This window comes from Pseudomonas sp. 18-147 (assembly GCF_051048045.1).
Taxonomy (GTDB): Bacteria; Pseudomonadota; Gammaproteobacteria; order Pseudomonadales; family Pseudomonadaceae; genus Pseudomonas; species Pseudomonas aeruginosa.
Window position 1 is genome coordinate 333,797 of sequence record NZ_CP182296.1, and the last position, 23,533, is coordinate 357,329.

21 protein-coding genes and 1 tRNA gene are annotated in these 23,533 nt (G+C 67.2%); 8 read left to right on the top strand and 14 right to left on the bottom strand.

All coding sequences use genetic code 11. The annotated features are described in order from the left end of the window. Window positions 1-6 precede the first annotated feature (6 nt). From ACM0M4_RS01510 to ACM0M4_RS01520, 3 genes are all read right to left on the bottom strand, one after another. Window positions 7-2,505, bottom strand: coding sequence for a type VI secretion system Vgr family protein (locus tag ACM0M4_RS01510; RefSeq protein ID WP_115288935.1), 2,499 nt, complete (start codon window positions 2,503-2,505; stop codon window positions 7-9). Window positions 2,506-2,685: 180 nt separating this feature from the next. Next, window positions 2,686-3,204, bottom strand: a complete 519-nt coding sequence (locus ACM0M4_RS01515; RefSeq protein ID WP_003083317.1) for an Hcp family type VI secretion system effector — start codon at window positions 3,202-3,204, stop codon at window positions 2,686-2,688. A gap of 1,254 nt (window positions 3,205-4,458) precedes the next feature. Then, window positions 4,459-4,535, bottom strand: a tRNA-Arg gene (locus ACM0M4_RS01520). A gap of 629 nt (window positions 4,536-5,164) precedes the next feature. Between ACM0M4_RS01520 and gabD the strand changes: the two genes are divergently transcribed. The 3 genes from gabD to ACM0M4_RS01535 all read left to right on the top strand — a co-directional run bounded on the left by gabD (window position 5,165) and on the right by ACM0M4_RS01535 (window position 9,666). After that, entirely contained in the window at window positions 5,165-6,616 is a 1,452-nt protein-coding gene (gene gabD / locus ACM0M4_RS01525) for an NADP-dependent succinate-semialdehyde dehydrogenase (RefSeq protein WP_003106269.1), read from the top strand. 244 nt (window positions 6,617-6,860) lie between these two features. Beyond that, window positions 6,861-8,141 (top strand): 4-aminobutyrate--2-oxoglutarate transaminase, encoded by a 1,281-nt coding sequence (gabT, locus tag ACM0M4_RS01530; protein ID WP_003106268.1) that lies wholly within the window; start codon window positions 6,861-6,863, stop codon window positions 8,139-8,141. 325 nt (window positions 8,142-8,466) lie between these two features. Beyond that, a complete protein-coding gene (locus tag ACM0M4_RS01535; protein ID WP_003084206.1) occupies window positions 8,467-9,666 on the top strand; it encodes an HDOD domain-containing protein in 1,200 nt (399 codons plus the stop codon). 153 nt (window positions 9,667-9,819) lie between these two features. Here ACM0M4_RS01535 and ACM0M4_RS01540 read toward each other — a convergent pair whose 3' ends face one another. After that, window positions 9,820-11,241 (bottom strand): PLP-dependent aminotransferase family protein, encoded by a 1,422-nt coding sequence (locus ACM0M4_RS01540; RefSeq protein ID WP_023092283.1) that lies wholly within the window; start codon window positions 11,239-11,241, stop codon window positions 9,820-9,822. Window positions 11,242-11,367: 126 nt separating this feature from the next. Here ACM0M4_RS01540 and ACM0M4_RS01545 point away from each other — a divergent pair, with 126 nt between their 5' ends. Genes ACM0M4_RS01545 through ACM0M4_RS01555 form a run of 3 tightly spaced genes read left to right on the top strand, consistent with a single transcriptional unit; the run spans window position 11,368 to window position 12,542 of the window. Next, window positions 11,368-11,805 (top strand): carboxymuconolactone decarboxylase family protein, encoded by a 438-nt coding sequence (locus ACM0M4_RS01545; RefSeq protein ID WP_003084211.1) that lies wholly within the window; start codon window positions 11,368-11,370, stop codon window positions 11,803-11,805. 11 nt (window positions 11,806-11,816) lie between these two features. Next, window positions 11,817-12,224, top strand: coding sequence for a cupin domain-containing protein (locus ACM0M4_RS01550; protein ID WP_003084212.1), 408 nt, complete (start codon window positions 11,817-11,819; stop codon window positions 12,222-12,224). A gap of 33 nt (window positions 12,225-12,257) precedes the next feature. Further along, window positions 12,258-12,542 (top strand): antibiotic biosynthesis monooxygenase family protein, encoded by a 285-nt coding sequence (locus tag ACM0M4_RS01555; protein WP_003106257.1) that lies wholly within the window; start codon window positions 12,258-12,260, stop codon window positions 12,540-12,542. Here the strand turns inward: ACM0M4_RS01555 and ACM0M4_RS01560 are convergent. From ACM0M4_RS01560 to ACM0M4_RS01575, 4 genes are all read right to left on the bottom strand, one after another. Continuing rightward, entirely contained in the window at window positions 12,539-13,471 is a 933-nt protein-coding gene (locus ACM0M4_RS01560) for a LysR family transcriptional regulator (RefSeq protein WP_003106255.1), read from the bottom strand. The two genes, ACM0M4_RS01555 and ACM0M4_RS01560, sit on opposite strands and share 4 nt — an antisense overlap. A 49-nt stretch (window positions 13,472-13,520) precedes the next feature. Then, window positions 13,521-14,735, bottom strand: coding sequence for a CynX/NimT family MFS transporter (locus ACM0M4_RS01565; RefSeq protein WP_031640990.1), 1,215 nt, complete (start codon window positions 14,733-14,735; stop codon window positions 13,521-13,523). A gap of 162 nt (window positions 14,736-14,897) precedes the next feature. Next, complete coding sequence (locus tag ACM0M4_RS01570; RefSeq protein ID WP_003107718.1) at window positions 14,898-15,668, bottom strand: hypothetical protein; 771 nt, start codon at window positions 15,666-15,668, stop codon at window positions 14,898-14,900. 108 nt (window positions 15,669-15,776) lie between these two features. After that, window positions 15,777-16,463, bottom strand: coding sequence for a Crp/Fnr family transcriptional regulator (locus ACM0M4_RS01575; RefSeq protein WP_003107720.1), 687 nt, complete (start codon window positions 16,461-16,463; stop codon window positions 15,777-15,779). A gap of 75 nt (window positions 16,464-16,538) precedes the next feature. Between ACM0M4_RS01575 and ACM0M4_RS01580 the strand changes: the two genes are divergently transcribed. Continuing rightward, window positions 16,539-17,054, top strand: a complete 516-nt coding sequence (locus tag ACM0M4_RS01580) for a DUF962 domain-containing protein (protein WP_003107722.1) — start codon at window positions 16,539-16,541, stop codon at window positions 17,052-17,054. A gap of 39 nt (window positions 17,055-17,093) precedes the next feature. Here the strand turns inward: ACM0M4_RS01580 and ACM0M4_RS01585 are convergent, their stop codons facing one another. Then, on the bottom strand, window positions 17,094-17,852 hold the full coding sequence (locus tag ACM0M4_RS01585) for a M48 family metallopeptidase (protein WP_003112168.1): 759 nt from the start codon (window positions 17,850-17,852) through the stop codon (window positions 17,094-17,096). Window positions 17,853-18,023: 171 nt separating this feature from the next. Then, window positions 18,024-18,776: a sulfite exporter TauE/SafE family protein gene (locus tag ACM0M4_RS01590; protein ID WP_022580821.1), complete on the bottom strand. Its 753-nt coding sequence runs from the start codon at window positions 18,774-18,776 to the stop codon at window positions 18,024-18,026. A 93-nt stretch (window positions 18,777-18,869) separates the two neighbouring features. Between ACM0M4_RS01590 and ACM0M4_RS01595 the strand changes: the two genes are divergently transcribed. Then, window positions 18,870-19,568, top strand: a complete 699-nt coding sequence (locus ACM0M4_RS01595; RefSeq protein ID WP_003104488.1) for an ArsR/SmtB family transcription factor — start codon at window positions 18,870-18,872, stop codon at window positions 19,566-19,568. 13 nt (window positions 19,569-19,581) lie between these two features. Here the strand turns inward: ACM0M4_RS01595 and ACM0M4_RS01600 are convergent, their stop codons facing one another. The 4 genes from ACM0M4_RS01600 to ACM0M4_RS01615 form a co-directional block, all read right to left on the bottom strand. After that, complete coding sequence (locus tag ACM0M4_RS01600; RefSeq protein WP_003084237.1) at window positions 19,582-20,571, bottom strand: sulfate/molybdate ABC transporter ATP-binding protein; 990 nt, start codon at window positions 20,569-20,571, stop codon at window positions 19,582-19,584. A gap of 3 nt (window positions 20,572-20,574) precedes the next feature. Next, window positions 20,575-21,444: a sulfate ABC transporter permease subunit CysW gene (gene cysW, locus ACM0M4_RS01605; protein ID WP_003084239.1), complete on the bottom strand. Its 870-nt coding sequence runs from the start codon at window positions 21,442-21,444 to the stop codon at window positions 20,575-20,577. Between the two features lie 10 nt (window positions 21,445-21,454). Beyond that, complete coding sequence (gene cysT, locus ACM0M4_RS01610) at window positions 21,455-22,273, bottom strand: sulfate ABC transporter permease subunit CysT (protein ID WP_003084241.1); 819 nt, start codon at window positions 22,271-22,273, stop codon at window positions 21,455-21,457. Between the two features lie 161 nt (window positions 22,274-22,434). Continuing rightward, entirely contained in the window at window positions 22,435-23,433 is a 999-nt protein-coding gene (locus ACM0M4_RS01615; protein ID WP_003084243.1) for a sulfate ABC transporter substrate-binding protein, read from the bottom strand. Between the last annotated feature and the right edge of the window lie 100 nt (window positions 23,434-23,533).

The following is a 23,533-nucleotide window of genomic DNA, read 5'->3' on the forward strand; positions in this document are numbered from 1 at the left end:
GTTGCATCAGACCTCTGCCGGCCCTAGCAACTCGATCTCATATCCCTCCGAAGTCAGTCCTTGCTGCAGCGCTGTCCAGCCGTCCTTGTCGGTAACGCCCTCTACCCTTGCCCCATCGCTATACACAAGCGCATAACGATAGTTGGGAAGCGGTCTACCTCCACGCACAACACGTACGCGCTGATCGAACGGTGCTCCGGACCAAGAGTTGAAGGCCGTAGACGCATAGGCAGGACCAACATGACTATGCTTCGCCGCCTTGACCACGAAGTTGCCGGGCATGCCCAGCTCGATGTTGCCGCCCTTGAGGGTCAGGTAGGCGCCGCCGCACATCAGGGTGATGTGCTCCTTCGCGGTGACCAGCACGTGCTGCTGGCTGGCGCTGACCTCCACGCTCTGCTCGGCTTCCAGGCGGATGTCGTTCTTCTGCGCCTGCAGCAGCATCGGCCCCTGGTGGGTGATCTGGCGCAGCTCGCCGCCCTGGGCGAACAGGCCGATGTCGCTGCCGGCGTTGATCACCACCTTCTGCCCGGCGGTCACCTGCTGGTTCTGCCGGGCCACGCTGTCGACGTGCTCGCCGGCGGCCAGGGTCAGGCTCGCCGGCGTCGCCGCAGCGATCCCTGCCGGACCGCTCAAGGCGATCGCCGGCTTGCCTCCGTTGCTCTTGCCGGACTCGTCGTTGGCGCCGTGGCCGAGGTCGCGCACGGCTTCCTGGAGGGTTTGCTGCGGCGCCGCGTCGTGCCCCACGCCCTGGTGCTCCCCGGCGTAGTCGCCCAGCTCGCGGGCCAGCTCCAGCGCCGCCTCCAGCACCTGCACCACGACGCCTCGGTCGAGATGGCCGGCGCCGGCCCTGAGCTGCTCCTCGGTGCTCAGCAGCAGCCCCTTGGCCGCACGCACCGCGCCATGTTCGTCGGTGCGCAGTTCGAAGCCCTCGCCGCGCGGCTTGCCGCCTTCGGGCCGAGGATGGGTCAGGTAGCCCAGGTGCAGCGCGCTGGCACCGTGGTCGCTCATCAGCGCCGCACTGATCTGCGCCGTGGTGTCGTCGATGCGCAGCTCGTTGGCCCGACTGCCCTTGTACTCCTTGCTCTTGATGGTGCTGAGGATTTTGTGGTCGGGCAGCGCGTAGGGCGGCCGGTTGGTCGCCCGGTAGGTGCGCCCGGTGACGATCGGCTGGTCGCAGTCGCCGTCCAGGTAATCGACGATCACCTCCTGGCCAATCCGCGGGATCGCCATGTGCCCCCAGTCGGCACCTGCCCAGTTCTGCGCGACCCGTATCCAGCAGGTACTGAACTCATCGTGACGTCCCTCGCGATCCCAGGGGAACTGGACTTTCACCCGTCCCCACTCGTCGCAATGGATCTCTTCCCCTGCCGGGCCGACTACCGTCGCGATCTGCGGACCATCGATACGTGGCCGAGGCAGCGGTGCGGGACGCCATTCGACGTCCTCGGGCACCAGTTCGGCGCGCAGGTCGTAGCTCACCCCCAGAGGGGCGTCGGCGGACTCTTCCTCCTGGCCGGCATACTGGGTGCCGCGATGGACCACCCGCACCGGCCGCCACCAGGCGTTGAAGTCGGCACGCGGATGACCTTCCAGGGCAAAGGCGTGGCCCGGGATCAGCCGCGGGTCGTCGCCGCTGACCGATGCCACCCGTGCATCGCGCCGATGTCCTCTGAGGCGGCTTTCGCTGAAAGGCCGGCCCGCGCCGCTCCGCTTGTAGCGACCGGGGTAGTCGTAGCGCTCGTAGGACGAGTCCTGATGCTCGAGCGCCTCGCCAGCGAGATGATGCTCCTGGTCGTAGGTCGGGCGCTTGAAGCTGTAGTCCCGCTGGGTCTGTCGAGCCGTACGAACATTTTCGCTGTAGCGGAAAGAATGAAGCACCGGCTGCGGGTTGTCGCCCTCCGGCTGGGCGCTGAACAGCACCGGGCCGCCGGCGATACGCTCCTGGACGTAGAGCCGGTCGCTGCAGACCAGGGTGTGGCGGTGTTCGTCGAAGCGGAAGTAGTAGACCAGGCCTTCCTCGAAGGCCAGCCGGTCGTGCAGGTAGTGATCGCTGTCGCCGGCCTGCACGCAGTATTCGCGCGGCAGGTGCTCATGGTAGATGCGCTGTTCGTAGTCGAGCACCCGGTGTTCCTTGAGCAGCGCCTGGAGAATCTCCGGAACACTCTTCTCCTGGAAGATCCGCCAGTTGCAGCACAGCTCCAGGCGCGCCAACTGTGGTTCCAGCAGCAGTTCGTAGCGGGTCCGGCGAAAACCCGAGCTGCCTTGGGTGAAGTGGCTGACGATGCCATGGACGTAGCGGGCCGGACGGCCGTCCTGCCAGAGGGTGAAGGTGCCCGGCTGGTCGAGTACCTGCTTGAAATCGATGGCGTTCTTGTCGCTGGCCAGCTTCAGGCTCAGGCGGAAAGGCTCGCAGAGCGCTTCTTCCAGTTCGAACTCGACGACATCGAACGCAAGGTTCCCTTCGCCAACGACGAAGGTGAATTTCAGGTCTCTTTGACGCATGGATCGTTCCCTGTTCCGGGTGGGCAGTTCCTTTCCAATCCATTGGAGGAGCAAGCCACGTTACTCTTGCTCAGCCGGCGCCGAAAGTCTTTGGCTCTGTGTCGATTTCGCGAAGTCGCGGACATTTTCGGCTCGACGGAGAACCGGCCGCACAGGTGTACGACCGGTGTGCCTGTCAACTCACCCTGCCACCGGCGAGCGCCAGTCGTCGGAGCCGGAGGTGCCGGAGACTTCGTGGGTCCAGGTGATCTTGCGGTAGGTGAAGTGCACGTCTTCCAGGTGGGTGAAGTGGGCGTTGCCCGGGTCCTGGCAGTTGTGCATGTAGTCCTTGATGTCGACGATGATCGCGTCTTCCAAGACGGTGGTGTAGTAGTGCTCCTGGGTGCCGGCGGCGGAGGTGCGGTACCACTGGATCTCGACCTTGGTCAGGCGCTCGCCGGAGGTCAGGGCGGCCAGCAGCAGCGGCGAGGCCTTGTCGAAGACCTTGGTGATGACCACCGGCTTGTGCACGCGCTGGCCGGTCGGCTGGCCGGACTGCGGGTCGCGCGGGATGATCACTTCGTGGTTGAAGCCCTGGACCATCACCTGGTCCTCGTGGCCTTCCTGGTAGGTGTTGCCGACCGAGTCCTCGGTGAAGGCGCCGGCGGTGATCAGGCCCTGCTTGGTGCCGGTGATGGACATGTAGGCGGGGGTTGCCATGGATACGTTCCTTGTCTTTGAAAGTGCCCAGGCGACATGCCGGGGGCACCAGTGCTAGACAAGAACTGTGCCACTGGTCTTGAAACTCTTTTCCATCAAGGCGTTATTGGGGGAAGCCAAAAACTCGCTGGCGATTCTCATAGGAAGAACACTGAAAATTGCGCAACTTTTTGCGCACCGCTTGCAAAAAGTTGCGCACTCTCTCGGAGCCCTTTGGGTATTTGTTCCCTAGCGTTCTATCCACAACGTTATCAACCAAAAAGTTGCACAATGGCTTTTGGATTGTGAGGCTGAATGGTTGGAGTATTTTCTGCCTCTGCCCCTATCCAAACAACGCTTCAGCACGCGTAGTCTGATTGTCCAAACGTTCACCAAGCCCAGCCGGTACAAGCTCACCTTTCCACCGTATGCGTGACCTCTCCCTCAGCCGGTATTCCCCCAATGGGGGCGAACCGCCGTTCAAATGCGGGTGGCCGGCTTGAAGTCGGATAGTCCGACCTCAAAACCGGCAAATCGCCGGTTTTGGATCTCCTGCATTGCAGGCAAAGGCTCGCTGCGTTCAAGCGCAAATACGGGAATATCCCGCATTTGAAAACCCGGCTTCAAAAGTACGCAAAACGTCCTTTTGACTGCGGACGAAATTCGTCGTCAGTCGGTGTTTTGTGCGTCCGAATTTCGGACGCACAAAATCCCCCAGATTCGGGGTATTACGAGAGTCTCGTAAAACTCTCACTCCAGCCACCGGCTGAAGCCGCCACTACAAAATATTCGTAGTGAACATGCCCTGATTTTTCAGGAGATGATCGCGCGACCGTGGCCGCAATTTTGTGGAGACGGCGACCCCGCTGAGTTACGGCCTCGGGCATTAACGTTGGAGCAACGTTGGCTAACGGTGGACTAACGTTGATCGCGTTACCGGGAAGGGGCGCATTTCAAGTGCGCCCCTTGGCGCGACCAGCGATGGCTCCGAACTGAGCCATGGGCTAACGCGGCGCTATCTCACAACCGCCAATGGGGGAAGTGAGGAAAATCCCACCTTGCCTGACCAATCGCCAGGGGATCGAACTTACCGGGAGCGACGCAGACCACCCGGTTGCCCTGCTGGAACTGACGACAGACATTTGAGCTGGCCGGCATAAAAAAGCCCCGCCTGAGCGATTCAGGACGGGGCTTTCCTTTAGGCTTACTGCACCCACCATGCACCCATGAGAGGTGGCTTGTGGCTAATGACTTTTGGTAAGTGCTTGATTTGTATGGCGCATCCGGCGGGATTCGAACCCACGACCCCTGCCTTCGGAGGGCAGTACTCTATCCAGCTGAGCTACGGATGCAGCGCCGCGGCTCGCGCGGCAGGCCGCAATCATACGCATCTCGTCGGCGGGAGTCCATTCCCTGTGCGTACGTTCGTGATTTCGAACGAAAACGACCGTCCGTCGAGGATGTGCTCAGAAAAGCAGCAGAATTTTCCGACTTTCGTTGATTTTATCGAACGGGGTATTGCCCTTTGTCAGTGGTGGCCCTAGGATTCGTTTGAGATTTCAAACGCCCCCAAAGCCACAACAACAGGAGACCGGGGAATTGGCATCAGTTCAGCCGGCCGCGAGCCCCTGGAATGACCTCTTTCTGACCTGCCCGTCGCTCGTCCGGCCTTTCGCGCTGCCGGGCCGCCGTGGTGCCGGCGTGGCGTTTCGTCCGCAATCCCTTTCCCGCACGAGTCTTTCGTATCCTCCCCGACGCCTGTCGGCGGTCGCGTTCGTCCGCGTCCGCCCGTTGCGCACGGTGGCCGGCCGGTAACGGCGACGCCGCTGGCACAGGGCGCAGGAAATGGAACACCGGGGCGCTGGCCCTTTCGAATAACCAGCAGGCAACACTTTCCGGTTACAACCGAACCAGACAACCAGGCACGCGGGGTAGTCGAGGTAGACCCGCTGCTCACGGCATTCCTCGAAGGAGACAGGTCATGCAACTCAAAGATGCCAAGCTGTTCCGTCAACAAGCCTACGTCGATGGCGCCTGGGTGGATGCCGACAACGGCCAGACCATCAAGGTGAACAACCCGGCCACCGGCGAGATCATCGGCAGCGTGCCGAAGATGGGCGCCGCCGAGACCCGCCGCGCCATCGAGGCTGCCGACAAGGCCCTGCCGGCCTGGCGTGCGCTGACCGCCAAGGAGCGCGCCAACAAGCTGCGCCGCTGGTTCGACCTGATGATCGAGAACCAGGACGACCTGGCCCGCCTGATGACCATCGAGCAGGGCAAGCCGCTGGCCGAGGCCAAGGGCGAGATCGCCTACGCCGCCTCCTTCCTCGAATGGTTCGGCGAAGAAGCCAAGCGCATCTACGGCGACACCATTCCCGGCCACCAGCCGGACAAGCGCATCATCGTGATCAAGCAGCCGATCGGCGTGACCGCGGCCATCACGCCGTGGAACTTCCCCTCGGCGATGATCACCCGCAAGGCCGGCCCGGCCCTGGCCGCCGGCTGCACCATGGTGCTCAAGCCTGCTTCGCAGACCCCGTATTCCGCCCTAGCCCTGGCCGAACTGGCAGAGCGCGCCGGCATTCCGAAGGGCGTGTTCAGCGTGGTCACCGGTAGCGCCGGCGAAGTCGGCGGCGAGCTGACCAGCAACCCGATCGTGCGCAAGCTGACCTTCACCGGTTCCACCGAAATCGGCCGCCAACTGATGGCCGAGTGCGCCCAGGACATCAAGAAGGTGTCCCTGGAGCTGGGCGGCAACGCGCCGTTCATCGTGTTCGACGACGCCGACCTGGACGCCGCCGTTGAGGGCGCGCTGATTTCCAAGTACCGCAACAACGGCCAGACCTGCGTCTGCGCCAACCGCCTGTACGTGCAGGACGGCGTGTACGACGCCTTCGTCGACAAGCTGAAGGCCGCCGTGGCCAAGCTGAACATCGGCAACGGCCTGGAAGCCGGCGTGACCACCGGTCCGCTGATCGACGCCAAGGCCGTGGCCAAGGTCGAGGAACACATCGCCGACGCGGTCTCCAAGGGCGCCAAGGTGGTTTCCGGCGGCAAGCCGCACGCCCTCGGCGGCACCTTCTTCGAGCCGACCATCCTGGTCGACGTGCCGAAGAACGCCCTGGTGTCCAAGGACGAGACCTTCGGCCCGCTGGCGCCGGTGTTCCGCTTCAAGGACGAGGCCGAGGTCATCGCCATGTCCAACGACACCGAGTTCGGCCTGGCGTCCTACTTCTACGCCCGCGACCTGGCCCGCGTGTTCCGCGTCGCCGAGCAACTGGAGTACGGCATGGTCGGCATCAACACCGGCCTGATCTCCAACGAAGTGGCGCCGTTCGGCGGCATCAAGGCCTCGGGCCTGGGCCGCGAAGGTTCCAAGTACGGGATCGAGGACTACCTCGAGATCAAGTACCTCTGCCTGGGCGGTATCTGAGCCCGGCGAGGAACGCATCCGGAGGGGCCGGACGGCAGGCAAGAGCTGCGCCGTCCGGTGTCGACGTTGCCGGTGGTGGCACCGGACGAACCGGGAGACGCGGTCGCCGATCGCGAAGCGGCTCCGAGCCCTGGCGGGCCTGCAAGTCCCGAGGCAGTCGATCATCGCATGCTGCCTTGGGGAGCTTCCTTCCCGCCTTCATCCTTTGACCCGGCCGACCCGATGAGCGGCCACTGAGGAAGCCATGAGCAAGACCAACGAATCCCTGCTGAAGCGTCGCCAGGCCGCGGTACCCCGCGGCGTGGGCCAGATCCACCCGGTCGTCGCCGAGCGCGCCGAGAACTCCACCGTCTGGGACGTGGAAGGCCGCGAGTACATCGACTTCGCCGGCGGCATCGCCGTGCTGAACACCGGCCACCTGCATCCGAAGGTGATCGCCGCGGTCCAGGAGCAACTGGGCAAGCTGTCCCACACCTGCTTCCAGGTGCTGGCCTACGAACCCTACATCGAGCTGGCCGAGGAAATCGCCAAGCGCGTGCCGGGCGACTTCCCGAAGAAGACCCTGCTGGTCACCTCCGGCTCCGAAGCCGTGGAGAACGCTGTCAAGATCGCCCGCGCCGCCACCGGCCGCGCTGGCGTGATCGCCTTCACCGGCGCGTACCACGGCCGCACCATGATGACCCTGGGCCTGACCGGCAAGGTGGTCCCGTACTCCGCCGGCATGGGCCTGATGCCGGGCGGCATCTTCCGCGCCCTGGCGCCCTGCGAGCTGCACGGCGTGAGCGAGGACGACTCCATCGCCAGCATCGAGCGCATCTTCAAGAACGATGCCCAGCCCCAGGACATCGCCGCGATCATCATCGAGCCGGTGCAGGGCGAGGGTGGCTTCTACGTCAACTCCAAGTCCTTCATGCAGCGCCTGCGCGCCCTGTGCGACCAGCACGGCATCCTGCTGATCGCCGACGAAGTGCAGACCGGCGCCGGCCGTACCGGCACCTTCTTCGCTACCGAGCAACTGGGCATCGTTCCTGACCTGACCACCTTCGCCAAGTCGGTCGGCGGCGGCTTCCCGATCTCCGGCGTGGCCGGCAAGGCCGAGATCATGGACGCCATCGCGCCCGGCGGCCTGGGCGGCACCTATGCCGGCAGCCCGATCGCCTGCGCCGCGGCACTGGCCGTGCTGAAGGTGTTCGAGGAAGAGAAGCTGCTGGAACGTTCGCAAGCCGTCGGCGAGCGCCTCAAGGCCGGCCTGCGCGAGATCCAGGCCAAGCACAAGGTGATCGGCGACGTTCGTGGCCTGGGTTCGATGGTGGCCATCGAGCTGTTCGAGGGCGGCGATACCCACAAGCCGGCCGCCGAGCTGGTCAGCAAGATCGTCGTCCGTGCGCGCGAGAAGGGCCTGATCCTGCTCTCCTGCGGCACCTACTACAACGTCATCCGCTTCCTCATGCCCGTCACCATCCCCGACGCGCAACTGGAGAAGGGCCTGGCCATCCTGGCCGAGTGCTTCGACGAACTCGCTTAAGCTTCACCGGCAAAGCGATACCCCCGAGGCCCGCGCGTCCGCGCGGGCCTTTCTTTCAGAGGCTTCACGGAAACGGAAGCCTCTTTTTTCTGCCAGGGTTTTCCGCGAAACGCCCGACGAACGGTTTTCCCCTGTTACCCTTGGGCGCCTGGCGCATACGAATCCTCCCGCATTCCTCCGGTCGTTCCGTTCGTGGCGATTAGGACAGGTCCTAGAGGCGCACCGTGTTCGTCCGTCATACCCTTGTGTGCCCGCGGGCCGTGTCGTGCCCGCCTGTCATGCCTGGTGCGTCCCGCTCGGTTCGCCAGGTTCGAAGAGGAACGCCATGAGTGCCGCGAAAAAGGCCCCCGTCATCCTGATTGCCGACCCGGACCCCTGGAGTCGCGACTTGCTTGGCCAACTGGTCCTCGGCGTGCGTTGCGATGCCCGGCTGGTCCTCTGCGGCGATGGCGGAGAAGCGCTGGCGCATTGCCGGCGCCGGCGCTTCGCGTTGATCCTGGCCGAGCTGAACCTGCCGCAGGTGGATGGCTTCGAGCTACTGCGCGAAGCGCGCCTGCGCCGCTCGGTCGCCGAGCAGCCGTTCATCCTGATCAGCGACCGCGCCGACCAGGCCAGCGTGCGCGCCGCCGTGGCACTGGCGCCGACCGCCTACCTGGTGAAGCCGTTCCAGGCCGAGAACCTGATGCAACGCCTGCGAGGGTTGTTGCTGAAGGGCGACGAGGTGGTCGCCTGTCCGCTGCCGGAGCGGGACGCGGGCGAGAACCTGGAGGCTTTCCTCGAACGTGCGCGCGACTCCGCGGAGGGGGCGCCGTTGCTGGCCGACGTGCGTGCCGCCAGCGATCGTTGCCTGAGCGCCGAGGAGCATCCGCTGCGCGTGCTGGAGGATGAGTTCGGTCGCGACCCGCAGATCACCGCTGGCCTGATCGCCGCCGCCAACAGCGCCGCCCGGCACGTCGGTCCGGCCTGCCAGACCCTGGGCCAGGCCCTGCGGCGGCTGGGACTCGGGCACAGCCTGAACCTGGTGCTCGGTTTCAGCCTGCAGCGGGCCATCCAGCTCGGCGAGCCGCTACTGGCCGAGCGCGCCATGCACTTCTGGGATCTTTCGCAACGTTGCGCGGACATCGCTTGGGAACTGGCCGACGCCCTCGGCGCGGACGTCGAGCGCTGCTATACCGCAGGGCTGCTGCATCGCCTGGGCGACCTGGCGCTGCTGCGGACATTGCAGGATTGGTGCGATGGCGGCGGCGCGCTGGACGAGGCGCGGCTCGACGAGCTGCTGGGGCGTTTCGGCGCCAGCTTCGGCTCGGCCCTGCGGGCGCGTTGGCGGCTGCCGCTGGAGCTGCGCCGGCTGATCGCTGCGGCGTACCAGTTCGGTGGCGTGCTTTCCCGCGAAGAGCTGATCCTCAGCCTGGCGACCCAGGCCGCCAGCCTGCCCGAGGACGACGCGGAGCAACTGGCCGAGAGCAAGGCTGCCCGCATGCTCGGGCTGGACGGCGAACGACTGGCGAAACTGCTGCAGCCCTGAGCCGTCCTCGCCGGGCCTTTGTCCCATAGGGCGGATAACGCGGCGCGTCATGCGCCGCTGGGCATGGGCGCGGTTGCAATCGAGCCTCTTGCCGGGGAGATCGGCTCCTACGCACGCCGCCGAGTTGCCGGCCGTGGATGGGCGGAAGCGCGCCTAGCGCCGCAGCTCGGCGCGCAACAGGTCCAACGCCGGGTCGATGTCGTCCCGTTCGATGCAGCCGAAGCCGAAGAGGAAGCCGGCCTGTGCCGGGGTTTCCGCGTAGAAGGGCGGCAGGGTGCCGACCTCCAGGCCTTGCTGGCGCAAATGACGGGCGATGCGCAGCACATCCAGCGGTTCGCGACAGCGCGCCGCGAGGTGGATCCCGGCCACCGCCGGCAGCGCTTCGAGCCAGGGGCTCAGGTCGCCGTGCAGGCGTTCCAGCAGGCGCCCGCGACGCTGGGCGTATTCGCGTTGCAAGCGGCGCGTATGGCGGGCGAAGTCGCCGCGCTGGATGAACAGCGCGAGGGCGCGTTGCTGCAAGGTCTCGCTGTGCCGGTCGACCAGCTTGCGCGCCGCCAGCACCGCTTCGCGCAGGCTTGCCGGCGGCAGCAGGTAGCCGAGGCGCAGCTCGGGGAAGAGGGTCTTGGAAAAGGTCCCGAGGTAGGCCACCTGGCCGTTCCGGTCGAGGCTGCGCAGCGACTCCAGCGAACGCCCGTCGAAGCGGTACTCGCTGTCGTAGTCGTCCTCGATGATCAGCGCCCGGTGGCGCTGCGCCCAGTCCAGCAACTGCAGGCGCCGCTCCAGGCTCATCGGCATGCCCAGCGGGAACTGGTGCGACGGGGTGACGTAGACCAGCTTGGCGTTGTCCGGCAGCAGGTCGACGCGCAGCCCCTCGGCGTCCACCGGCACTCCGCGCACCTCGGCGCCGGTGGCCAGCAGGCTGGCGCGGGCCGGCGGATAACCGGGTTCCTCGACCACCGCCAGGTCGCCGGGGTCGAGCATCACCCGGGCCAGCAGGTCGAGTCCCTGCTGGGCGCCCTGGGTGACCATCAGGGCGTTCCAGTCGCACTGCACGGCGCGGTTGATCGCCAGGTAGCGGGAGATCGCCAGGCGCAGTTCGGGGTCGCCTTCGGTTTCCTTGTAGAACGCCGGCGAGCGCTGTTGCAGGCGTAGCGCCTGGAGCACGCAGGTACGCCAGGTATCGAAGGGAAAGCGGCGCTTGTCGGTCGTGCCGCCGGCGAAGCTGTAGCGGAGCGGTGCTCGCTGGTCCATCAGACCGGACTGCGGTTCGATGCGTGCCCAGCGCGCGGCCGGCCGCAGCGGACCGTCGGCGCGCTGCGGCGGCGCTTCCCCGGCGGGCCCGCGGGCGACGAAGGTGCCGCTGCCGACCCGGCCTTCGAGGAAGCCCTCGCTGGTGAGGCGCTCGTAGGCTTCGCTGACGGTCTTGCGCGACACTTCCAGGCGTTCGGCAAGGTAGCGCGTGGCTGGCAGGCGATCGCCGGTGGCCAGGCGACCGTGGAGGATCGCGTCGCGCAGCTGGCGATAGAGCTGGCCGACCAGGTCGTGGCGGCCGTCGAGGATCAGTTGCAGTTCCATGGCGAAATTGGCTACCTGGTATTTCTGGTAATTGGCTCTTCGTGGAAGCCAAAGGCAGGCTTAGTGTTACCCCATGCCGCGCCGCTTTCCACTCTCGCGGCTGCCAATCAGCCAAGGAGATTCGCCATGACCACCCGCCTCGAATGGGCCAAAGCCTCCCCCGACGCCTATGCCGCCATGCTCGGCCTGGAAAAGGCCCTGGCCAAGGCCGGCCTGGAGCGCCCGCTGATCGAACTGGTCTACCTGCGCACTTCGCAGATCAACGGTTGCGCCTACTGCGTGAACATGCATGCCAACGACGCGCGCAAGGCCGGCGAGACCGAGCAGCGTCTGCAAGCGCTCTGCGTCTGGCAGGAAACCCCCTACTTCACCCCGCGCGAGCGCGCCGCCCTGGCCTGGACCGAGCAACTCGCCCGCCTCAGTCAGGGTCCGTTGCCGCACGGCCTGCTCGACGAACTGCGCGAGCACTTCGACGACAAGGAGATCGCCGAACTGACCCTGGCGGTCTCGGCCATCAACGCCTGGAACCGCTTCGGCGTCGGCATGGGCATGCAACCGGAGTGAGGTGGGCGGCGATGAAGGCCAATCGATCGATCGCCTGCCTGCTGCTCGCCGCGCTGCCGACGCTGGCCAGCGCCCATGCTGCGGAGAAGGTGGAAACCCTGCGCGACCAGGCCCTGGCCGAGATTCCCGGCCATCGTGGGTTGATGCTGACGGTGTCGTTCAAGCCCGGCCAGGTCTCCGCGCCCCATGTGCATCCCGGCTCGGTGTTCGTCTACGTGCTCGAAGGCACCGTGCAGACGCAACTGGAAGGCGGCCCGGTGGAAACCTACACGGTGGGCCAGAGCTGGTACGAGCCGGCGAACGTGCCGCACCTGCTGGCACGCAATCCCGATCCGATGAAGCCGGCCAAGTTGCTGGTCTGGGAGTTGCTCAAAGAGGGCGACCCGATCCTCAAGCCACTGGAGCGCGGCGCCCACTGAGGCGTCGCTCGTTCGTCCGGAGGAGCGTCCGTCATGAGCGCCAGCCAGGTCATCCGTATTCGCGCGCGCAACGGTCAGTCGGAACGGCTTGGCCTGCGCCTGCAACAACTGGTCGAACCGGGGCTGGAGGCGCCGGGTTGCCTGGAGTACCAGGTGCGCAGGGACGCCCTCGAGCCGGATCTCTGGCTGGTGTGCAGCCAGTGGCGGGAAGCGCAGCAGATGTTCGACTACCTGGCCGGCGGCATCCAGCAGGTATTCGCCGAAGTGCTCTGGCGCTCCCTGGCGGCGAGCCTCGAAGTGCAGGATGACGCAGGCTAGAGCAAACCCAGCTCGGCGCAGACGATCAGCACCTGTTCGCGCAGCCAGAGGTTCGCCGGGTCCTGGTCGGCGGCGCGGCTCCATGACAGGTGCAGGGCGAACGGCGGCAGCCCGGGCGGTGCGAGGCAGGCGTGATGGCGGCCATCGTCGAGCAGTGCATGGATACGCCGTGGCAGCATCAGCACGAAGTCGCTGCCCGACAGCAGTTGCAGGGCGGCGACGTAGCTGTTGGCGCGCGCGGCGACCTCGCGGCTGCGGCCCTGGCGTCGCAGCCACGTGTCCACCAGGTTGGCGTTGCTGGCGTCGAGCGGGGTCGGGAAGACGAAGCGGCGCCTGCAGAACTCGTCCAGTTCCAGGCGCTCGTGGCGCGGCTGGGCACGATCCTGTACGCAGAGCAGCTCGTCGCTGAACAGGGCGAGCGCCTGTAGCTCCGGTGCCGGTCGGTGGTACTCGGGACCGAAGTCGAAGACCAGGTCGACCTGGCCGTCGAGCAATGCTTCGGTGGGCAGTTCGGGACCCAGGCGGCGGATGTCCAGGCCGATCCTCGGGCCGTTGGCGGCGAGCCGTCGCAGGAGTGCCGGAAGGATCAGCAGCTCGACATATTCCGGCGCGCAGAGGGTAAAGGTCCGCGGCTCGCCACGCGGGTCGAAGCTGCCCTGGGCGGCGTGACAGGCGTTGATGCGGGCGAGCATTTCCTCCACGTGGGGCAGCATGGCGCGACTCTTGTGGGTCGGCTGCATGCCGCCGCGGGTGGCGATGAACAGCTCGTCGTCGAAGGCCTGGCGCAGCTTCTTCAGGCAGTAGCTGACCGTCGACGGACTGAGGTTCAGGTGTTCGGCGACCTCGACGAGGTTCTGTCGTTGGTGGACCTGTAGGAAGACCAGCAGGTCCTGCATGTCGACCTTGCGCAGGCCGTTGGCGATCAGCATCGGGGCGTCCTGACGGCGTCGGGAGCGCCATCAGAACCCGTCCCTTTCCTCAGCGCAAGCTTTCGGCGCCGACGCCTTGCGGCTGTCGCTCGTCGAACAGTGCCGCATAGCGCCGCGGGTCGAAGCGCAGGCCCAGCCCCAGTAGCAGCGCCGCCACCGTGGCCAGCCCGAGCCAGGCTCCGGTGAAGCTGCCGAGGCTGTCGCGCAGCAGCCCGGCGATCCATGGCGAGACCCCGGCGATCAGGTAGCCGGCGCCTTGTACCAGGGCAGCCAGTTGACCGGCGCGTTGCGGCGCGTCGAAGTGGTCGAGGCAGACGATCAAGCCCATGGGGAACAGCCCGCCGATGCCCAGTCCGAGACACAGCGCCCAGAGCAGCGGCAGGCTGGCCGGCGCCCAGGCGAGGCCGAGGAAGCCGGCCAGCATCAGCGCCGTTAGCCCGACCAGCACCGGGCGGCGATCCCGCGAGCGGCTGGCCAGGGCCGGCGCGAGCAACCCGGAGAGCACCTCCATGGCCGTCAGGAAACCGAGCAGCAGCCCGGATTCCTGGGCGCTCCAGCCCTGCTCCAGGTAATAGGGCGCGAGCCAGGCCAGCACGCAGGTGTAGCAGGCCGTGCCGAGGCCGAAGAACAGGACCAGCAGCCAGGTCCGCGGATAGCGCAGGAGGCTCCTGCCCGGCTGCGCGGCGGGCAGGCGCAGGCGGGTGCCGGGTTGCAGCCACCAGGCCAGCAGCGCGAGCGCGGCGAGCGCCGCCCAGGCACCGAGGCCGAGCCGCCAGCCGGCGTGCTCCGCCAGGGTCGGCGCGGCGCTGGCGGACAGCGCCGCGCCAGCCATGATGGCGGTGACGTAGAGCCCCATGCAGAGCGGCGTGCGCGCGCCGAAACGGGCCTTGATCAGGGCCGGCATCAGCGCCTGGATCAGGGCGATGCCGAGACCGGCGAGCATGGCGCTGCCGAGCAGGTCGGGCAGGCCTCGGCTGCCCAGGCGCAGGGCGCTGGCGGCGCCGATCAGCAGCAGGGCGAGGGCCACCGAACGCCACTCGCCGACGCGGCGGGCGATGCCCAGGCCGAAGAACATGCCGAGGCCGAGGGTCAGCACCGGCAGGGCGGTCAGCAGCGAGACGTCGCCGAAGCTGAGCGCGATCTCGCCGCGCATGGCGTTCAGCAGTGGGCCGACGGCGGCCATGGAGGGCCGCAGGTTGAGGCCGACCAGGACGATGGCGGCCATCAGCCAGAGGGTGCGGCCGGGTGGGTTGGCAGTGGGCATGGCGATCTCCTTTCGGGAGCACCATTGCGCCTGCGCCAGGGCGTGGCGGCAAATCAAAATCCGCAGGGCGGATTCGAAAAAATGCGCTGGCCAGGGAGTCGGGGCGGACGCTGGCGCAACGTTGCGAGTCGCGAGGTTATCCGCCCCGTGCGGCGCGTGGCCTCACTCCGCACTCAAGCGCATCAGGCTTTCGCTCAGGGCCCGCGCGTGGCGGTCGACGATGATCGGCGCCCAGGGCCTGCCGGAAGCGCTGACCAGCGCGCTGCTCTTGCTGTTCAGGTCGCGCAGGGCCTGGCTCAGGTACTCCCAGCGGTTTTCCAGTTTCTTCAGTCCCGCCGGGTTGGCGCTTTGCGCCACCAGCAGGGCGATGCGCCGGTCGATCAGCGGGACCAGCACGCTCTCGTCCTGGCCGAGATAGTCCCGGGGCTGCTCGCGGGCAGTCTCCAGCCCGCCCAGGTAGGCGCGCGCCAGGTATTGCAGGGACAGGTACTCGACCCGCACCGGCAACTGCCAGAGCGGCAGGGGCTGGCCTGGCGGGGGCGGTGGCACCTGGCGTTCCACCAGGTTGAGGAAGTCACGCAGGGCGCGGCTCAGTTGCTGCGGGTAGCGCCAGGGCAGGTCCTCTTCGCGGGGGCCGTAGGCCGCGCCTTCACGGATGCGCGCCACCAGCGTCTTTTCGTCTTGCCGCAGGAGCACCCCCTCGGGGGCGGCGGCGAGCGCGCGGTCGAGGCTGGCGAGGTCCTTCTCCAGTTGCGCCGCGTGCTGTTCCTGGAAACCCTCGCCGCGCAGCAACAACAGGCTGCCCACCGCGCGACAGGCCTGGACCTGCAGTTGTTGCAGGGCGCGTTGCTGGTCGTCGAGGGCGGCGCGCGCCGGCAGCACCAGCAGCAGGCAGTAAAGACAGAGGACAGCGGGAAGCGCGGGACGGAGCATGGGGAGATCCTGTTGTTGTCGTTATGGATATCCGCACCGAGGGCAGGTGCCCTGCACACGGTAGCCGGCCATGGCGCGCCTGCAAGCGTTCGAAAGTGTGATTCGCGCTCAGCCGTGGGTGGCCGCGCGCAGGCCGGCGAGGTCGAGAATCTCGATGCCGCCGTAGCTGAGCTGGAGGATGCCCTGGGCTTCGAGGTCCTTGAGGATCTGGTTGGTGGTCTGCCGCGACAGCGACAGCATCAATGCCAACTGCTCCTGCGGCAGGTGCAGGACCTGCCGGCTGCGGCTGTTGTCGTAGCCCTCGGCGAGCATCAGCAGGCGCCGCGCCAGGCGTTGTGCGGCCGGCAGCAGGGCCATCTCTTCCAGGGCGATGAATGCCAGGCGCAGCTTGTGGCTCATCAGCAGGGCCACGTCGCGCCAGTAGTGCGGCTCGCGGCGAAGCAGTTCGAGCAGCGCCGCCTGCGGCACCTGGAGTAGCTGGGTGTGGCCTTCGGCGTAGGCGTCGTGGGTGCGCGCCTGGCCGTCGAACAGGGCGATCTCGCCGAACCAGTGCGGCGCTTCCACCAGGATCAGCAGCGCCTCCTTGCCGTTCTCGCTGACCGCGCTGATACGGATCGCGCCCTCGACCACGCAGTACAGTCCGCAGGGCGCGTCGCCGCGGGCGAACAGGCGCTGGCCCGGCGGCAACTGGCGCGGTTGGGCGAGTGCCAGCAGGTGCGTCTGCAAGGCCTCCGGCAAACCCTGGAACCAGCGGCCGGCCTGGAGTTGCGAACGGTAGTCGGTACGCTCGTTCATGTTTGTCGTCTAGCTGACAGAGTGGAAAACCGGGGCGGCGCGATGATGCGAGAACCCTGGCGTGAGACCACAACAATGAAAACCCTAGTCGATCACCTTGCGCAATACGCCGCCTACCACCGCGACCGGCGCAACATCTTCAGCCATTTCATCGGCATTCCGATGATCGTCCTCTCCATCGCCGTGTTGCTGGCGCGGCCGGCGCTGGGGTTCGGCCTGTCTCCGGCGCTGCTGCTGGCGCTCGCCGCGGCGCTGTTCTACCTGCGCCTGGACCTGCGCTTCGGCGTGGCCATGACGGCGCTGCTGGCGCTGACGGTGTGGGGAGCTGCGCAATTGGCGGCGGGGACTACCGCTGCCTGGCTGGGCTGGGGCGTCGGCCTGTTCGTGGTCGGCTGGATCATCCAGTTCGTCGGTCATTACTACGAAGGGCGCAAGCCGGCCTTCGTCGACGATCTCAGCGGGTTGATCGTCGGTCCGCTCTTCGTGCTGGCGGAACTAGCCTTTCTGCTGGGGCTGCGCGGCGACGTGCAGCGCGAGGTCGAGGAGCGCGCCGGCCCGACCTGCATTCGCGAGCACAAGCGGGCGGCGTGAGAAGGTCTCCCGCGAGCGCGGGAGACCGGGGTGGGAGCGTTACTTGCGATCCGCGGCGATGCGCTGGCGGATGTGATCGGCGCGGGCCTGGGAGCCCGGGTGCGAATCGAACATGCTGCTGTCGCCGCCGCCCAGCTTGGCCAGCTTCTCGAAGGCGGTGACCAGGCCCTGGGTGTTCACTCCGCGCTTCTTCAGTAGCTCGTAGGAGAAATCGTCGGCGTCGGATTCCTGGGACTGGGAGAACTGCGCGTTGATCAGCGATTCGGTGAGTTCGCCCAGCTGGGAGCCGGACAGGGCGGCCAGCGCGCCGCTCTTCGAGGCGCCGGCGGCGCCGCGCACCGCGGCGGCCGCGTAGGCGGTCTGGGCGGCCTTGCGGGTGTGGCCGAGGGCGACGTGGCCCATCTCGTGGCCGAGTACGCCTTCGATCTCGTTGTCGCTCATCAGTTCCATCAGCCCGCTGTAGACGCGAATGCAGCCGTTGGCCATGGCCCAGGCGTTGACCTCCTCGGTGAGGTAGACCTTGTAGTTCACCGGCACGCCGTCGATCTGGTCGCCCAGGGCCTTGGCGATCTTGTCCAGGCGCTGGCCGTACTTGCTGTTGGCCGGGGCGATGCGGTTCTGCTGGTCGGACTCGGCACAGGCCTGGTCGGCGACCTGGCGGACCTCGGCGTCGCTCAGGGTGGCGGCCTTCACCGCCATCATGCCGTGCTGCATGAGGTCCCCCTGGGGCAGGTTCTGGCAGCCGGCCAGGGTGGCGCAGGCGAGGGCCAGGGCGGAAAGGGAAAGACGGGTCTTCATCGTGTGCTCCTTGCGATAGGTGGCGTTCCGTGCCGGACGGGCGTGTTCCGCCCGGTGCCGCGCGCCCGGTGGGGGTCGCGCGGCGGCGGATGATAGCGGCTTGTGCCGTTCGTCGGAAGTCCCGCGAAGGCCGCAGGTCCGCCCTGGCGGGTGCGCAATGCGTCCCTGGCGTCAGTGGAAACCGCGCCAGGCGAGGTCGGCGCCGAGCAGCAGGAGACCGACGAAGAAGCAGCGCCTGAACAGCGTCGCGCTGATCCGCTGGCGCAGCCACTGGCCGAGGAGCATCCCGCCCAGCGCCGGGACCAGGGTCAGCAGCGAGGCGCCGAGCATCTGCGGTTCGAGCAGGTCGCCATGCACGCCGAGAGTGACCGCCAGGGCCAGGGTCGAGGCGCTGAACGACAGGCCGAGGGCCTGGACCAGTTCGTCGCGCTGCAATCCTAGGGCTCCCAGGTAGGGCACCGCGGGAATCACGAAAACCCCGGTGACCGCGGTCAGCGCGCCGGTCGCCAGCCCGACCAGCGGGCCGGCCCAGGGCTCGTGGCGTGCCGGCAGGTGCAGCGGGATCGCGGCCAGGCCGAGCAGCGCGTAGGCCGCCAGGGCCAGGCCGAGCACGCCGGTGGCCTGCCTTGGCGCGTCGCCGCCGAGCCATGCGCCGACCAGCAGGGTGCCCACGACCACCCCGAGCAGCAGGCCGGCCAGGCGCTTCATCAAGCCGAGGAAGCGCGGGCCGCAGGCGAGCTGCCAGAGGTTGGTCACCATCGACGGTACGATCAGCAGCGCCGCCGCCTGCATCGGCGGCATGGCCAGGCCGAGCAGACCCACCGAGACCGTCGGCAGGCCCAGGCCGACCACGCCCTTGACGAAGCCGGCGAGAAGGAAGGTGAGGGCGATCAGCGGGATCAGGGCGTGGAGGTCGACGGACATGCGGGTTCTTCCTTGTCTCGGGCTGGCGCGAACGGGCGATGGCGGCCAGTATCTCTCGTCGTCGACAGGCAATGTTTCATCCGGAGGTGAAGCATGCAATTCAATCCCGGCTTCAGTTCGCTGGCGGCGCTGCTCGCCGATCCCGGCCGCGCGCAGATGATCTGGGCACTGATGGATGGCAGCGCCCGCCCGGCCAGCGAGCTGGCGCTGCTGGCGGGCGTCTCGCCGTCCTCCGCCAGCGGCCACCTGGGACGGCTGGTCGAGGGCGGCGTGCTGAGCCTGGAGGCGCGCGGGCGCAATCGCTTCTATCGCCTGGCCGGGCCCGAAGTGGGGCAGGCGGTGGAAGCGCTGGCCAGCGCCTCCCTGGCCCTGCAGCCGCAGCGGCGCAGCCTGCCGCCGAGCCACGGCACGCCGTCGGCGTTGCGCGAGGCGCGGACCTGCTACGACCACCTGGCCGGCGAACTCGCGGTCGGTGTGTTCGCACGGATGCTGGATGCCGGCTGGATCGAGCAGGAGGGCAGGACGCTGCGCCTGAGCGCGACCGGCGAGGCCGGGCTGGCCAGGTTGGGAATCGACCTGGCGGAGGTCCGCCGCCGCCGTCGGCAGTTCGCCTGCGCCTGCCCCGACTGGAGCGAACGCAAGCCGCACCTCGGCGGCGCGCTGGGGGCGGCGTTGCTGGAGGCCTGTCTGCGCCAGGGCTGGTTGCGGCCGCAGGACGGCTCGCGGGCGTTGCAGGTGTCGTCGAAGGGCCGCGCGGGACTGCGCGGCCTGGCGGAGCGCACGGCGGGCTGAACCCGCCGCGGGATCAGAGATTGGCCACCGGCTGGAAGGCCTTCGGCTTGAAGTAGAGGGTCTCGCCGCGGGCCAGGCCGGCCAGGCTGTCGTGGTCCTTCACCACTTCGGCTTCGATCAGTTCGTCCTGGCCGTCGACCTTCAGCGTTACCCGGGTGATCGCCCCCAGCGGACGGATGTCGCGGACCTCGGCGGCGCGGTGCTCGGCCACCGCGGAACGCGACAGCGACACTTCGTGGGGGCGGAACAGCAGGTGCTGATCGTTGCCCAGTTGCAGGCGGTTGGAGTCGCCGAGGAAGTGGTAGACGAAATCGCTGGCCGGGTTCTCGTAGACCTCGCCGGGCGAGCCGATCTGCTCGATCACGCCCTTGTTCATCACCACGATGCGGTCGGCCACTTCCATCGCCTCTTCCTGGTCGTGGGTGACGAACACCGAGGTCAGGTTGATCTCCTCGTGCAGGCGCGCCAGCCAGCGGCGCAGCTCCTTGCGCACCTTGGCGTCGAGGGCGCCGAAGGGTTCGTCGAGGAGCAGGATCTTCGGCTCCACCGCCAGCGCGCGGGCCAGGGCGATACGCTGCCGCTGGCCACCGGAGAGCTGCTCGGGATAGCGGTCGGCGAGCCAGTCGAGCTGCACCATGTTGAGCAGTTCGTGGACCTTGGCCTTGATCGCGGACTCGCCCGGCCGCTCGCCCTTGGGCTTCATGCGCAGGCCGAAGGCGACGTTGTCGAACACCGTCATGTGGCGGAACAGCGCGTAGTGCTGGAAGACGAAGCCGACGTTGCGGTCGCGCACGTCGTGCTGCGAGACGTCCTCGCCATGGAACACGATGTTGCCGGCGTCCGGGGTTTCCAGCCCGGCGATGATCCGCAGCAGGGTGGTCTTGCCGCACCCGGAGGGGCCGAGCAGGGCCACCAGCTCGCCGCTCTGGATGTCCAGGTTGATGTCGTCCAGGGCCTTGAAGGCGTTGAAGTTCTTGCTGACGTTACGGATTTCGATGCTCATGGTTCATTCCTCGTCAGCATTGCTTTTCAGTCGGGACATGCGGGATTCGCTCCACTGCTTGAGCAGAAGGATGACCAGCGCCATCAGCAGCAACAGGCTGGCGACGCTGAAGGCGGCGACATGGTTGTATTCGTTGTAGAGGATCTCGACGTGCAGCGGCAGGGTGTTGGTGACGCCGCGGATGTGTCCGGAAACCACCGACACCGCGCCGAACTCGCCCATCGCCCGGGCGGTGCAGAGCACCACGCCGTAGATCAGGCCCCACTTGATGTTCGGCAGGGTCACGTGCCAGAACATCTGCCAGCCGTTGGCGCCGAGCAGGCGGGCGGCTTCCTCCTCCTGGGTGCCCTGCTCCTGCATCAGCGGGATCAGTTCGCGGGCGACGAAGGGCACGGTGACGAAGAGGGTCGCCAGGACGATTCCGGGCACCGCGAAGACGATCTGGATGTCGTGGTCGCTCAGCCATTCGCCGAAGTAGCCCTGGGCGCCGAACAACAGCACGTAGATCAGGCCGGCGATCACCGGCGAGACCGAGAACGGCAGGTCGATCAGGGTCACCAGGATGCTCTTGCCGCGAAACTCGAACTTGCTCACGCACCAGGCGGCGGCGACACCGAACAGCAGGTTGAGCGGCACCGAGATGGCCACCGCGATCAGGGTCAGCTTCAGCGCGGCCAGCGCGTCGGGTTCGAGGATCGCCTCGAAGAAGGTGCCGAAACCCTGCTTCAGCGCCTCGCTCAGGACCACGTAGAGCGGCAGCAGGAGGAACAGGGCGAAGACCAGCCAGGCCAGGACGATCAGGGCCAGGCGGCCGCCGGCGTTGCCGCGGCGGGAGGCGCTGGCGGTGGCAGCGGAAATGCTTGCACTGGACATGGCGCCCTCCTTACGGGGTTTCGATGCGACGCTGCAGCAGGTTGATCAGCAGCAGCAGGATGAAGGACACCACCAGCATCAGCACGCCGATGGCGGTGGCGCCGGTGTAGTCGTACTGGTCCAGCTTGACCATGATCAGCAGCGGCAGGATCTCGGTCTTCATCGGCATGTTGCCGGCGATGAAGATCACCGAGCCGTATTCGCCGACGCCCCGGGCGAAGGCCAGGGCGAAACCGGTCAGCCAGGCCGGCAGCAGCGCCGGCACGAGGATATGGCGGAACACCTGCAGCGGCCTGGCGCCGAGGCAGGCGGCGGCTTCCTCGACTTCCTTGGGAATGTCGGCGAGCACCGGCTGCACCGTGCGGACCACGAACGGCAGGGTCACGAAAGTCAGCGCCAGGGTGATCCCCAGGGGGGTATAGGCGATCTTGAAGCCGAGGTCGCTGGCGAACTGTCCGACCAGGCCGGCCGGCGCATAGAGCGCGGTGAGGGCGATACCGGCGACGGCGGTGGGTAGGGCGAAGGGCAGGTCGATCATGGCATCGATGATCTTCCGTCCGGGGAATTCGTAGCGCACCAGGACCCAGGCCAGCAGCGTGCCGATCAAGCCGTTGAGCACGGCGGCGGCGAGCGCGGTGCCGAAGCTCAGCTTGAGCGCGGCGAGCACCCGCGGCGCGCTGATGATGGCCCAGAATTGCTCCCAGCTGAGCTGGGTGGTCTTGAGGAACATGGCCCCCAGCGGGATCAGGACCAGCAGGCTGAGGTACACCAGGGTGTATCCCAGGGTCAGCCCGAAGCCGGGTATGACCGGGGAAATGCGTCGTGACATGTTCTGTCCTTACTCTGCGTTGGAACGCTTGGTGGCTCTCCCGGTGCCGGTTCCTTCCGGCAGTGGGCCCGGTACGGGACCGGGCCTGCTAGCCCCCTCGCCCGTCCGGGAGAGGGTCTGGGAGAGGGGCCGTGGTTCGGGCGACGGGTCTGCCGTCGCGATCATTGCGCCTGGTAGATCTGGTCGAAGATGCCCCCGTCGTTGAAGAACTTCGGCTGGGCCGTCTTCCAGCCGCCGAAATCGGAGTCGACGGTGACCAGGTTCAGTTTCGGGAACTGCGTGGCGAACTCGGCGGCGACCTTCTGGTTGCGCGGCCGGTAGAAGTTCTGCGCGGCGATGCGCTGGCCTTCCTCGCTGTACAGGTATTGCAGGTAGGCCTCGGCGACCTTGCGGGTGCCTTTCTTCTCGACCACCTTGTCGACCACCGCGACCGGCGGTTCGGCGAGGATGGAGATGGAGGGCACGACGATCTCGAAGTTTTCCCCGCCCTGTTCCTTCTTCGCCAGGAACGCCTCGTTCTCCCAGGCCAGCAGCACGTCGCCGATCTGGTTGTTGACGAAGGTGATGGTCGAGCCGCGGGCGCCGGTGTCGAGTACCGGTACGTGCTTGTACAGCGCCTGCACGTAGTCCTTGGCCTTCTCGTCGCTGCCGTACTGCTTCTTCGCCCAGGCCCAGGCGGCGAGGAAGTTCCAGCGCGCGCCGCCGGAGGTCTTCGGGTTCGGCGTGATGACTTCCACGCCTTCCTTGGTCAGGTCGCCCCAGTCCTTGATTCCCTTGGGGTTGCCCTTGCGCACCAGGAACACGATGGTCGAGGTGTAGGGGGTGCTGTTGTCCGGCAGGCGTGCCTGCCAGTCGGCCGGCAGCAGCTTGCCGAGCTTGTGCAGTTCGTCGATGTCGCCGGCCAGGGCCAGGGTCACCACGTCGGCCTTGAGCCCGTCGATCACCGCGCGGGCCTGCTTGCCGGAGCCGCCGTGGGACTGCTGGACGGTCAGGTCCTCGCCGCCCTGGGCCTTCCAGTGCTTGATGAAGGCCGCGTTGTAGGCCTGGTACAGCTCGCGGGTCGGGTCGTAGGAAACGTTCAGCAGTTGCGTGGCTGCGGCAACCGGGCCGGAGACCAGGGCGCTGGCGAGTGCGGCCAGGGCGAAACGACGAAGGGACATGTGCAGCTCCTAGGTGTGTGCTGTTTCGATTGTTCTAATGGGGTGTTGGCGGAACGACGGGAACACGGGGCGTCAGGCGCGCATTCGCGGCCGACAGCTG

Excerpts from the sequence above, each read along its gene's own strand:
- ACM0M4_RS01510 (WP_115288935.1), bottom strand. The coding sequence starts at position 2,505 with ATGCGTCAAAGAGACCTGAAATTCACCTTCGTCGTTGGCGAAGGGAAC.
- ACM0M4_RS01515 (WP_003083317.1), bottom strand. The coding sequence starts at position 3,204 with ATGGCAACCCCCGCCTACATGTCCATCACCGGCACCAAGCAGGGCCTG.
- gabD (WP_003106269.1), top strand. The coding sequence starts at position 5,165 with ATGCAACTCAAAGATGCCAAGCTGTTCCGTCAACAAGCCTACGTCGAT.
- gabT (WP_003106268.1), top strand. The coding sequence starts at position 6,861 with ATGAGCAAGACCAACGAATCCCTGCTGAAGCGTCGCCAGGCCGCGGTA.
- ACM0M4_RS01535 (WP_003084206.1), top strand. The coding sequence starts at position 8,467 with ATGAGTGCCGCGAAAAAGGCCCCCGTCATCCTGATTGCCGACCCGGAC.
- ACM0M4_RS01540 (WP_023092283.1), bottom strand. The coding sequence starts at position 11,241 with ATGGAACTGCAACTGATCCTCGACGGCCGCCACGACCTGGTCGGCCAG.
- ACM0M4_RS01545 (WP_003084211.1), top strand. The coding sequence starts at position 11,368 with ATGACCACCCGCCTCGAATGGGCCAAAGCCTCCCCCGACGCCTATGCC.
- ACM0M4_RS01550 (WP_003084212.1), top strand. The coding sequence starts at position 11,817 with ATGAAGGCCAATCGATCGATCGCCTGCCTGCTGCTCGCCGCGCTGCCG.
- ACM0M4_RS01555 (WP_003106257.1), top strand. The coding sequence starts at position 12,258 with ATGAGCGCCAGCCAGGTCATCCGTATTCGCGCGCGCAACGGTCAGTCG.
- ACM0M4_RS01560 (WP_003106255.1), bottom strand. The coding sequence starts at position 13,471 with ATGCTGATCGCCAACGGCCTGCGCAAGGTCGACATGCAGGACCTGCTG.
- ACM0M4_RS01565 (WP_031640990.1), bottom strand. The coding sequence starts at position 14,735 with ATGCCCACTGCCAACCCACCCGGCCGCACCCTCTGGCTGATGGCCGCC.
- ACM0M4_RS01570 (WP_003107718.1), bottom strand. The coding sequence starts at position 15,668 with ATGCTCCGTCCCGCGCTTCCCGCTGTCCTCTGTCTTTACTGCCTGCTG.
- ACM0M4_RS01575 (WP_003107720.1), bottom strand. The coding sequence starts at position 16,463 with ATGAACGAGCGTACCGACTACCGTTCGCAACTCCAGGCCGGCCGCTGG.
- ACM0M4_RS01580 (WP_003107722.1), top strand. The coding sequence starts at position 16,539 with ATGAAAACCCTAGTCGATCACCTTGCGCAATACGCCGCCTACCACCGC.
- ACM0M4_RS01585 (WP_003112168.1), bottom strand. The coding sequence starts at position 17,852 with ATGAAGACCCGTCTTTCCCTTTCCGCCCTGGCCCTCGCCTGCGCCACC.
- ACM0M4_RS01590 (WP_022580821.1), bottom strand. The coding sequence starts at position 18,776 with ATGTCCGTCGACCTCCACGCCCTGATCCCGCTGATCGCCCTCACCTTC.
- ACM0M4_RS01595 (WP_003104488.1), top strand. The coding sequence starts at position 18,870 with ATGCAATTCAATCCCGGCTTCAGTTCGCTGGCGGCGCTGCTCGCCGAT.
- ACM0M4_RS01600 (WP_003084237.1), bottom strand. The coding sequence starts at position 20,571 with ATGAGCATCGAAATCCGTAACGTCAGCAAGAACTTCAACGCCTTCAAG.
- cysW (WP_003084239.1), bottom strand. The coding sequence starts at position 21,444 with ATGTCCAGTGCAAGCATTTCCGCTGCCACCGCCAGCGCCTCCCGCCGC.
- cysT (WP_003084241.1), bottom strand. The coding sequence starts at position 22,273 with ATGTCACGACGCATTTCCCCGGTCATACCCGGCTTCGGGCTGACCCTG.
- ACM0M4_RS01615 (WP_003084243.1), bottom strand. The coding sequence starts at position 23,433 with ATGTCCCTTCGTCGTTTCGCCCTGGCCGCACTCGCCAGCGCCCTGGTC.